This is a genomic window from Neobacillus drentensis (genome assembly GCF_036965245.1).
Taxonomy (GTDB): Bacteria; Bacillota; Bacilli; order Bacillales; family Cytobacillaceae; genus Neobacillus; species Neobacillus drentensis_G.
Genome location: NZ_JBALPG010000120.1, coordinates 1 through 10,226 on the forward strand (window position 1 = coordinate 1; position 10,226 = coordinate 10,226).

10 protein-coding genes and 1 pseudogene are annotated in these 10,226 nt (G+C 37.2%); 9 read left to right on the forward strand and 2 right to left on the reverse strand.

The window, feature by feature from the left end:
* The first annotated feature begins 100 nt into the window (after positions 1–100).
* From V7150_RS20830 to V7150_RS20840, 3 genes are all read left to right on the forward strand, one after another.
* Positions 101–1,105, forward strand: a complete 1,005-nt coding sequence (locus tag V7150_RS20830; RefSeq protein WP_335522116.1) for an ROK family transcriptional regulator — start codon at positions 101–103, stop codon at positions 1,103–1,105.
* A gap of 44 nt (positions 1,106–1,149) precedes the next feature.
* Positions 1,150–2,382, forward strand: coding sequence for an MFS transporter (locus tag V7150_RS20835; RefSeq protein WP_335522118.1), 1,233 nt, complete (start codon positions 1,150–1,152; stop codon positions 2,380–2,382).
* A 123-nt stretch (positions 2,383–2,505) separates the two neighbouring features.
* On the forward strand, positions 2,506–2,886 hold the full coding sequence (locus tag V7150_RS20840; protein WP_335522100.1) for a VOC family protein: 381 nt from the start codon (positions 2,506–2,508) through the stop codon (positions 2,884–2,886).
* A 124-nt stretch (positions 2,887–3,010) separates the two neighbouring features.
* Here the strand turns inward: V7150_RS20840 and V7150_RS20845 are convergent, their stop codons facing one another.
* Positions 3,011–3,199, reverse strand: a complete 189-nt coding sequence (locus V7150_RS20845; RefSeq protein ID WP_335522102.1) for a hypothetical protein — start codon at positions 3,197–3,199, stop codon at positions 3,011–3,013.
* Positions 3,200–3,424: 225 nt separating this feature from the next.
* Between V7150_RS20845 and V7150_RS20850 the strand changes: the two genes are divergently transcribed.
* The 3 genes from V7150_RS20850 to V7150_RS20860 all read left to right on the forward strand — a co-directional run bounded on the left by V7150_RS20850 (position 3,425) and on the right by V7150_RS20860 (position 6,553).
* The gene (locus V7150_RS20850) at positions 3,425–4,792 is read left to right on the forward strand and encodes a dipeptidase (protein ID WP_335522104.1); all 1,368 of its coding nucleotides are present in this window, start codon (positions 3,425–3,427) and stop codon (positions 4,790–4,792) included.
* A 243-nt stretch (positions 4,793–5,035) separates the two neighbouring features.
* A complete protein-coding gene (locus tag V7150_RS20855) occupies positions 5,036–5,839 on the forward strand; it encodes an endonuclease I family protein (RefSeq protein WP_335522106.1) in 804 nt (267 codons plus the stop codon).
* Between the two features lie 105 nt (positions 5,840–5,944).
* The gene (locus V7150_RS20860; protein ID WP_335522108.1) at positions 5,945–6,553 is read left to right on the forward strand and encodes an NUDIX hydrolase; all 609 of its coding nucleotides are present in this window, start codon (positions 5,945–5,947) and stop codon (positions 6,551–6,553) included.
* A 310-nt stretch (positions 6,554–6,863) separates the two neighbouring features.
* Here the strand turns inward: V7150_RS20860 and V7150_RS20865 are convergent, their stop codons facing one another.
* Positions 6,864–7,151, reverse strand: a complete 288-nt coding sequence (locus V7150_RS20865; RefSeq protein WP_335522110.1) for a hypothetical protein — start codon at positions 7,149–7,151, stop codon at positions 6,864–6,866.
* Between the two features lie 343 nt (positions 7,152–7,494).
* Here V7150_RS20865 and V7150_RS20870 point away from each other — a divergent pair, with 343 nt between their 5' ends.
* The 3 genes and pseudogenes from V7150_RS20870 (at position 7,495) to V7150_RS20880 (ending at position 10,015) form a co-directional block, all read left to right on the forward strand.
* Positions 7,495–8,001: a GNAT family N-acetyltransferase gene (locus V7150_RS20870; protein ID WP_335522112.1), complete on the forward strand. Its 507-nt coding sequence runs from the start codon at positions 7,495–7,497 to the stop codon at positions 7,999–8,001.
* Between the two features lie 260 nt (positions 8,002–8,261).
* Positions 8,262–8,714 (forward strand): annotated as a pseudogene (locus V7150_RS20875) (AraC family transcriptional regulator).
* A gap of 302 nt (positions 8,715–9,016) precedes the next feature.
* Positions 9,017–10,015: a D-cysteine desulfhydrase gene (locus V7150_RS20880; RefSeq protein WP_335522114.1), complete on the forward strand. Its 999-nt coding sequence runs from the start codon at positions 9,017–9,019 to the stop codon at positions 10,013–10,015.
* The last annotated feature ends 211 nt before the right edge of the window (positions 10,016–10,226 follow it).

The window sequence follows — 10,226 nt, forward strand, 5'->3', positions numbered from 1 at the left end:
TTAAAGATATTTAATAAGTTTTTTGTTAGATACTTATTAAATATCTTTAATAAGTCCATTTTAAAAGGTGGTGATCATTGTGAATGCTACTCCAAAATCGATGAGGAAGGTAATCCTTCGCGGAATTCGTAAATCTATATTAGAACTAGGAAGTGCAACAAAAGTTGAACTTAGCGATAAATTAGGTATTAGTTTCCCTACAATAAGTAAATTCTTAGCTCGGATGGAAAAAGATGGGGAACTTATTTTGGTTGGCCTTGATGATTCGAGTGGTGGAAGAAGGGCAAAAAGATATATATACAATCCGGAGTATATGTTAGGGTTGGCAATCTTTTTGGAGAGAACAGAGACAAATTATATTGTTTTTAACTGTTTAGGAGAAGTGAAGGATGTTGGAAAAACCTCGAGTGTATTAGTAGATGTTAATTTAGATTCATTAACCAAGTGTGTTGAAGGGATAATAGAGAAACATCCGAAAATCTGTTCTATAGCCATTGGTGTACCTGGTTCCGTTGATAATGGACGGATTTTTTATATACCAGGGTATGAGCATCTTCAAAACTTTGATTTGAAGGGATATTTGGAAAATCGCTTCTCAAAACCTGTTGTAATAGAGAACGATATGAATGCGGCAGTGCTTGGATATCACGATAGTAAGGGAACTAAGAAAAATAAATCTCTAATCTATTTATATTCAGGTCAAAATGGTCCAGGTGCTGGAATTATGGTAAATGGAGTTGTGGTACGAGGTAGCACTAATTTTTCAGGAGAGGTTTCATTCGTTCCACAGTATGATGACCGAAATTTTCGCCAGGTATTGGAAAATGGAAACGAGACTAAGAAAGCATTTATATGTGAGGAATATGAGATTGATGCCATTAGCAGGTTAGTAGCTTCATTTGTAGCTATCATTAACCCTCATGCAATCATTTTTTGCGATGATGAAGTCAACCAGTTTATCATAGACCAAATTGTAAAACGAAGCTCAATGTATATTCCAGTAGAACATCTTCCAGAACTTATAATGAGTGATTGGAAACAAGACTATCTATTTGGATTACAAAGTCTTGGTCTTGATCTCATGATCACCGGAATAAGCAGCTAAGACACATCCATGCCTATATTAAAAATTTAATGGAGGGGTAATCAATAGCTACTTTCTTTTTACTAATTATCTACTTGGCTTTTATCAGCTTGGGTTTACCTGATTCATTGTTGGGAGTCTCCTGGGCTATGATGCAATCGGATTTTGGAGCACCGCTTGAGACTGCTGGATTACTTTTTATGACAATCGCAGGAGGAACGATCATTTCAAGTTTTGCTAGCGGAGCTATACTTAAACGCTTTGGAACTGGCATTGTAACATTTTTCAGTTGTTTGATGACAGCTGTAGCACTGATTGGTTTTCATTTTGCTCCTTCGCTTGTTTGGTTATTTATTTGTGCCATACCACTTGGATTAGGTGCAGGGGCAGTTGATGCGGGGTTAAACAATTATGTGGCTACACATTACAAAGCACACCACATGAGTTGGCTTCATTGTTTTTGGGGAGTTGGGGCTACACTCGGTCCTGTAATTATGGCTCAGTTTATTTCAGGGCAACATTCTTGGAGAAACGGGTATCTTGCCATCGCCGGTCTTCAGTTTGCATTAGTCGTCATTCTTTTCTTCACTTTGCCTTTATGGAATAAGGTTGGGGGAAGCAGCAATGTCATCTCAACTAAAGAGCCAGAAAATACAAATAGTGGATTGTATGGAGCAAATGCTAAAAATCTAAAACCACTGCAAATTAGGGGAGTTAAGCTAGCTTTGATATCTTTCTTGTTTTATTGTGGTGCAGAAGCAACTATGGGACTTTGGGGAAGTAGTTTCCTGGTAAATGTTAAAGGATTATCCGTAGATGTAGCCGCAAAATGGGTTTCCTTGTATTATGCGGGAATAACAATAGGAAGATTTATTACAGGTTTTATTACCTTAAAAATAAGTAACCGTACTCTTATTCGAATAGGGCAAATAACAGCATTAACTGGTACGACACTTTTATTTTTATCATTGCCATCAATTTTCTCACTTATTGGCTTTATCATGATTGGATTAGGATTAGCACCTATTTTCCCATGTATGTTACATGAAACACCAATACGATTTGGGAAGGAACATTCTCAGACAATTATGGGGTATCAAATGGCTGTTGCTTATACAGGTAGTACATTCCTGCCTCCTCTTCTTGGTTTCATTGCAGCACACTCAACAATAGGAATCTTCCCGTTTGTTATTGCAGGATTTGTTGCAATATTGCTCCTAGGTTCTGAAAAATTAAATGCCATATTGAATAGAAACGGACTAGTAAGTGTAAAAAATAAAAACTTCACCGAAATTTAACTATTAAAGGGTTTTTATTGATTAATTAATGTAGATGTTCATGGTTGATAGGTAGTAGTGGGATAAACCCCGCAAGAATTTTTTTAAGGTAGAAATATAACTACATTTGAGGAGTGGAGCGAGATGAAAATAGAGCATGTGGCAATCTGGGTCAAAGATTTAGAAGCTATGAAGACGTTTTATGTAACGTACTTTAATGGGAATGCAAACTCAAAGTATCATAATAAAGATAAGGAATTTGAATCTTATTTTCTAACGTTTGACGGGGGCGCACGTTTAGAGATTATGCGTAAGTCAGGCATGGATAAGCCGAATCAGGACGATAGGATTGGTTGGGCTCATATTGCAATATCCTTGGGGAGCAGGGAGTCCGTTAATCAGATGACAGCTCGCTTACAAAATGATGGTTACCGGCTTGTTAATGGGCCTCGCGTCACTGGAGACGGCTGTTATGAGAGTGTGATAGAAGATCCTGAAGGCAATCTCTTAGAATTGACTGAGTAATAAAAGTGCTTAAAACTTGCTGTTACTTGTGTAGGGTGACAATAAAGTTGATTAATTTATAATAAAAGTACCCGGAAGCGGCTTTTACGTATTTTATTGAAAATAGTGACCTGGGTACTTCTTTTTATCCATTCTCAATCTTTTTTAAATCATCAGAATTGAACATTTCTAATTGGTGTCGCAGCTCCGATATGTAACGCATCATGGCTACTCTTACCACTGATGGGTAGTATCGATTATGAAGCTCCTGTTCGCATTCCTCTAAATCCATTTTTTTCACTGCGATCATTTTATTTAATTCTTCAGTGCTCATAGATAATCCCTCTACCATCACGTTTCCCCACTCTCCCAATCCATTAATATAGCTACAGGATGGACATTTATTTCATAGTTTATACAAAAACATCATCTCTGAAATTTTTCTCATAGAATTTATTGTGTGCCAATTTACTCTCTTACATTTTCATTGTCGATAGTGGGTTTTCTCCATTTTTTTGTATAAAATAGAATAGAAAATAAAAATAGAAAAGGTGATAACATGAGTCAACTATCCGAGCTTTTATCCAGTAATTATGATAAAAATGTCGAGGAATTAAAAGAATTGCTTCGTATTCCAAGCATTAGCTCCTTATCTGAACATAAAGAGGACATTCAAAATGCAGCTTCATGGATTTCCAACAAATTAAAAAGCATTGGAATGGAACATGTTGAAATCATCCAGACACAAGGTCACCCTATTATATATGCCGACTGGATTCATCAGGAAAATGCTCCAACAGTCCTAGTGTACGGCCATTATGACGTACAGCCGGTTGACCCTGTTGGTTTATGGGAAACGCCTCCGTTTGAACCAACCATCCGTGATGAAAAGATTTTTGCCAGAGGGGCAACTGATGACAAAGGACAGATGTTCCTCCATATTAAAGCAGTGGAAACTTTAATGGAATTAGATGGAAAGTTGCCTGTGAACATAAAATTTTGTATTGAAGGGGAAGAAGAGATTGGAAGTCCCAATCTTCTACACTTTTTATCCGAAAATAAAGAAAAACTATCCTGTGATGTGGTCATTATTTCTGATACTGATATGTGGGACAAAGGAGTCCCAGCCATCACTTGTTCTTTAAGGGGGCTATGCGCACTGGAAGTTTCCCTTAAAACGGCTAATTCTGATTTGCATTCGGGCATGTTCGGCGGAGGAGTCCAGAACGCCAACCACCTATTGATACAGCTGCTTTCTACCCTTCATGATGCAAACGGAAAAGTAAATGTTGACCATTTTTATGATGATGTCGTAGAACTGACAGAATTTGAAAAGGAACAGATTGCTGCATTGGGGTTTGATGAAGAAAAGCTAAAACAGTCGTTAGGGCTAACGGATTTGACTGGAGGAGAACAAAATTATCCTTACCGCGAGAGAATCAGTTCCCGGCCGACATTAGAAATAAACGGCCTATGGGGCGGATTTCAAGGGGAAGGAACAAAAACCGTCATCCCTAACGAGGCACATGCCAAAATAACCTGCCGTCTGGTCAATAATCAAAATCCCGAAAAGATTCAGGAATTGATTGTAAAGCATTTGGAAGAATATGCACCAAAAGGATGCTCGGTAAAAGTGTCTCTTGGTGATGCGGGAAATCCACTTTTAATCCCGATTGACAGTCCGATGATTCAAAAAGCTGCCGAGGCCTATGAAAACGTGTATGGGAAATCACCTGTTTACAAAAGAGAAGGCGGCTCCATTCCGATAGTTTCGGATTTCAGCCAATCACTAAATGTTCCCGTTGTCTTAATGGGATTTGGTTTACCAGGAGAAAATCTTCATGCTCCGAATGAACATTTTCATTTGGAAAACTTCGATAAAGGAATCTTAACGATTTGCTCGTTTTTAGAACTGGTTCAAAAATAAAATAGTGCCTGTCACCACCCGATAATTGTCGAATTAAATTCGACAAATTCCGAGTGGTGGCAGGCACTTTTATGCAATAAAACACCCCATAAGTAGCTATTAAATCAAATTTTCAATTGTTAAACTATTAATAACATCATGAGCTGGCTTCAATTTCATCCTGCAAGTGGACATAAGAAATAGCTAAAGGTTGATTCTGTTTCTAGTTCTATGAAAACTATTTTTCCCTAGAGAGGTGAGGTTATGATGAACCGGATGGAATTATTGGCCAAAGAACGGGAGAACTTAATGGCAGCCTATTTGGAATACAGCAATAACCGCAGCTACTATGAGGAACAAAAGGATTTGGGAATCCAACAATCATACTATAAAAATACATCATTTGACAAAAACAGTATTCATCATTTATTAGAAAGATCGCACCGAAATAAGCTAAATTACTCTCCTCATCGTTATGTTTATCCGTGGGTTGATCTTCAGGAGAATAGGAAACTAAAAAGTATCTATTCCGGGAAAGGAATGGATCCGCTCGCTGCCATTGAGGAGGACATTCGTATTCTTGAACTTACAGCAAGCGGGAACATCACTAGTTTATCTGATGAAATGACTTTAAATTGCGAACATGTGGTACCTCAATCATGGTTTAAGAAGCAAGAACCAATGAGAGGAGATTTGCATCATTTATTTTCCTGTGAACCCGCATGTAACAGCCGACGCGGAAACAATCCTTATGATGATTTTCCTGAATATGTTCCGGAAAAACTTACTTTAGGAATTAAGGAAGGCTGTGGAAAGTCAGATGAAGGAAAGTTTGAACCAGAGTACGGAAAGGGAATTGTAGCAAGGGCCACATTGTATTTTTTAACCCGGTATCAAGGGATCATCAATAAAGATTATGTGAACCTACGTGTTTTAATGAATTGGCATATGCAATTTCCAGTGTCCCTATATGAAAAGCATAGGAACCTGGCCATCTTTGAATTACAAGGAAACCGGAATCCGTTTATTGACTTTCCTGAAATGGCAGAGAGATTGATGAGCGAATAGGCAGTTTTTCATAGAAAAATAGAATTTTCCACGATCTGCTTGCCAAAAACGGCGTTAGGGTGCGGGTCATTGTGGAAGATACAAACGGATGCTTTTGTTTAACTAATGAGTTGCGGTGGCAGCTCTTTTTTCTATATAGAGGGAGGGGAAGAAGGAGATTTTTATTCTATTAGAGAAATAATAATGGAAAAAAATACAATATATCAGAGGTTTTTTATGAGCAATCAAATTTATGTGAATTGGGGAGGAAACAAAGTTTGTCTTAAGTGGGTTCCTTACAAAGAAATAAATAAAAGAGAATTAATAACAAGTGTTCATAGTTATTGTTTTGCTGAAGGTAAAGTTTTATTGGTTCAAGTTAAAGAGAGAGGTTTTAACATTCCAGGTGGTCATATTGAGTTAGGCGAAAATCCTGAAGAAGCACTTCTTAGAGAAGTTTACGAAGAAGGATATGTTACTGGAGATGTAAAATATATTGGTGCGATTGAAGTAAATCATAGAGAAAATGAAAACTTTTTACAGAATGGTCCATATCCAATGATTGGTTATCAATTATTTTATAGAATGGATATTGAGAAAGTGTTTCCTTTTCTTCGTGAAAATGAAACACTTTCTCGTATCTGGGTCGAACCAGAGGAAGTTCCATACGTGATGAATGATCATGAACTCTCATTGTATATTTTAAAAGAAGCGTTGAAAATGAAACCATCGTGAACAAACAGAGTTAATTCTTTATTATTAAGTAATTTTAGCCAGATTATGGAATATTGTAACTTAAACAAATGGGTGCGTTTCTGCATTAAACAGTAACACTTTTTTACTAACTTTTTTATTTAGCTAACGGGTAGGATAGCTTAATAAGAGGTCTGTCGAAGTATGGTCTTACTACTTGGGAGGAGTAGTTCAACAAGAAACAGGTCTAGCTATTCCCTTTTTAATAACGGAGTAGGGAACAGCTTAGAACTCCAAAACTATAGAAGCAGCAGGGATCCTGTTTCTGTAGGTTACCGTTCGTTTTCAACGGTTACACTATACACTTGGATTTTTCTTTTGTTTGTAAAGTTCTGTTATTCTCATTAGTCATATATTTATCTATAACCATCATCAGTTGGTCAACAAGTGATGTTTGTTGGTTAACAAGTGCTGTTTGTTGGTCTATTGCTGCTGCCGCTAACGCTGTATCTATTGTCGGCGCTCCACCGCTTGCTGCAAACTCAACGTTCCTTACAAGTGTATTCTGGAACGTTTCAACGTCTATAACGCAAAAGATGATAATTATAATCGCGATGATGATAATGACCGTAAGTAACATTTGGAAGACACCACCCTTTTAACTCTTCAAAACATTATATAGGCAACAGCTTAGCCCAGTGAAACTAAATATTTCCTTTTAGAGCATCTTTAAATTTTTTAAAAATCAAAATAGGAATACGCAAAACGTATGCAGGGTTTCACTCTTTAATGTTTTGTCGTTAGAATATTTAGATTAACTAAACAGATTGTAAAGAATTGCACTTAAAATAACGGGTGCTAGAGTTTAACAAAATGGCAGCGGCGGCAGGCGTTTTTCTTATCGAGTTAAAGGTCAGGTTAGTGGAAAAACCAATTCACCTGAAGGTTAAAGAATTTAAAACGGAGGAAAAGGGGGATTCAATATGAATGTGATTGCTGAAACGGAGCGGCTGCTGTTGAGGGTTTTTGAAAAAAACGATGTAGAGGATGCAACGGCATTTTGGGGAAATGAGGAAGTAATGGAGCATTGCTTCGGCGCTATTCCTTACGAGCATCTAGATAAAGCGCTGGAAGCATATGCATCTTGCCACGAGACAAAAGGTCTCTCGGTTTATGCGGTTATAGAAAAGGAGTCAGGAGGGGTTGTCGGCGCAGCAGGATTTAATGTAAGAACGACACAGGAGACAGTTGAATTGATTTACCATTTTGCTAAATCCGCATGGGGGAAGGGCTACGCAACAGAGGCTGCAGGAGCATGTGTTGATTTTGCAAAAAAACATCCGAGAGTAATGAATATTTACGCATCAGCTGATCCGAAAAATGTGGGTTCACTGAAAATTTTAGAAAAAATCGGGTTTGAATATAAAGGTATGAAATGGTTTGATGATACAAATCAGGAAGAGCCTTATTATGAAATGAATTTAAGTTGAAACAGGGCTGCACCCAATTGAAAAGTGGGGCAGCCTTTTTCTTAAGTCCATATGTGAAGAAACTGGATAAATTAATAGAAGAAAAATCCCTGGCTTTTAATGAGATTTTAATCGACCTAGAGATTTAGATCTTTTTCAAAAAAAGATCTTGTTTATTGAATAAGAAAATTATCAATTTTAAAAAAATTATTGATTATATTTTTATATCATAATAGCATTCGAAATATAGTAAATATTATTGGAGAAAGGAAAAAGAAACTATGAATATTAAAGTCGAAACTCTTCCAAAATATCGCATTGCATATGTGCGACAAGTTGGTCCATATGGTCCTGCTAACATTCTAGCAATGAAAAAGTTAAAGAAATGGGCTGAGGATAAAAATCTTGTTAAATCGGCAATAATACTTGGAATTCCACAAGATAACCCTGAAACAACACTTCCTGATAACTGTAGATATGATGCTTGAATTGTGATTTCAAAGGATTATCAAATTGATGATTCAATTTGTGAAGGTGAACTTTCTGGTGGAAAATATGTTATTTGCAAAGTCAAACATACAGCAGAAGATATTCAAAAAGCATGGGCTGAAATTTTTCCAGCTTTACACAACAGTGGATATCAAATTGACAACAAACCGATTTTAGAAAGATACACAGGTGATATGATTAACAACGATTATTGCGAAATATGTGTACCTGTAAAACTGTTATAATTTGATTAGTACATTTTTACTTGTTTTAGGCTTTATGTCCATCACAGAAAACTAAACATAGAAAAAGAAGAACAAGCGGCTTATCAGTAACGATACTTCTTGTTCTTCTTTCAATTAATCTGCCTCGTTAGCTTAACAACAACGGTTTTTCCTTGGCTTTGCTCGTTAACCTGAAGATGCTTTGATTGAAATCGAAGCGTTTGCTATGATTTAATCATAAGTATTGAAAAGAGAATATCAGATTGATATTCTCTTTTCTCATTGGGCTAGTCTTAAACAGAGAATACAGGAGGAGAAATAATATGAATTTAGCACAATTCCCCAGGAAGCGATATACACCAACATATACTCCCATTGAGAAATTACATCATTTTTCTGAAGTTCTTGGGGGCCCTTCCATTTATATTAAACGAGATGATTTACTTGGGCTGACAGCTGGTGGAAATAAAACAAGAAAACTAGAGTTCCTTGTTGCCGATGCATTAGACAAAGGAGCGGATACGTTAATTACATGTGGAGGTATTCAATCAAATCATTGCCGCTTAACACTGGCTGCTGCCGTTAAAGAGAAAATGAAGTGTATTCTTGTATTGGAAGAAGGTCTAACAAATTCTGAGCCAGATTTTAATGGTAATTATTTTCTGTATCATTTACTGGGTGCTGAAAAAGTCAAGATCGTGCCTAATGGGACGGACCTGATGGAGGAAATGCAGAAAGTAGCTAAAGAAGTAACGGATAAGGGAAATAAACCTTATATCATTCCGGTCGGGGGTTCAAATGTCATTGGCGCAACGGGATATGCTGCTTGCGCTCAAGAGATTTTGGCACAGTCCTTTGATCAAGGAGTCAATATAAATGCGGTTGTTTGTGTAAGCGGCAGCGGGGGAATGCATGCAGGCTTGGTTACAGGCTTTTATGGAAATCAAAGCAAAATACCGGTAATCGGAATAAACGTAAGCAGAGGAAAAGCGGAACAAGAAGAGAAAGTTTTTCAGCTTGTTAAAGAAACATCTGCACACATTGGCATTCCAAATTCAATCCCACGTGAGGCAGTTACGTGTTTTGATGAGTATGTCGGACCAGGCTACGCTTTACCTACGCCTGAAATGGTGGAAGCTGTCAAGCTCATGGCAAGAACAGAAGGGATTTTGCTGGATCCAGTATATACAGGTAAAGCAGCAGCGGGACTCATTGATTTAATCCAAAAATCCACCTTTAAGCCGGACGATAACATCCTATTCGTGCACTCTGGCGGAGCCTCATCGTTATACGCCAATACTTCGCTCTTTAATGAAGTTTAGTTACAATATAGTGATTGTGTGACTTGTAAAAACAAAAAGAAAAGGCAAGGCTGCTATGGCTAACGGGTTCTGTTTTGAAGTACAAAACTTAAAATTGTTGGGGAAATTACAAGTTAAATCGCACACAAAATGACATCGTAATTAGTACAGAGTTATTTGTATGCAAGTAAATAAGCACAGTCGAATGACCGTGCTTATTTTTTATTTATTA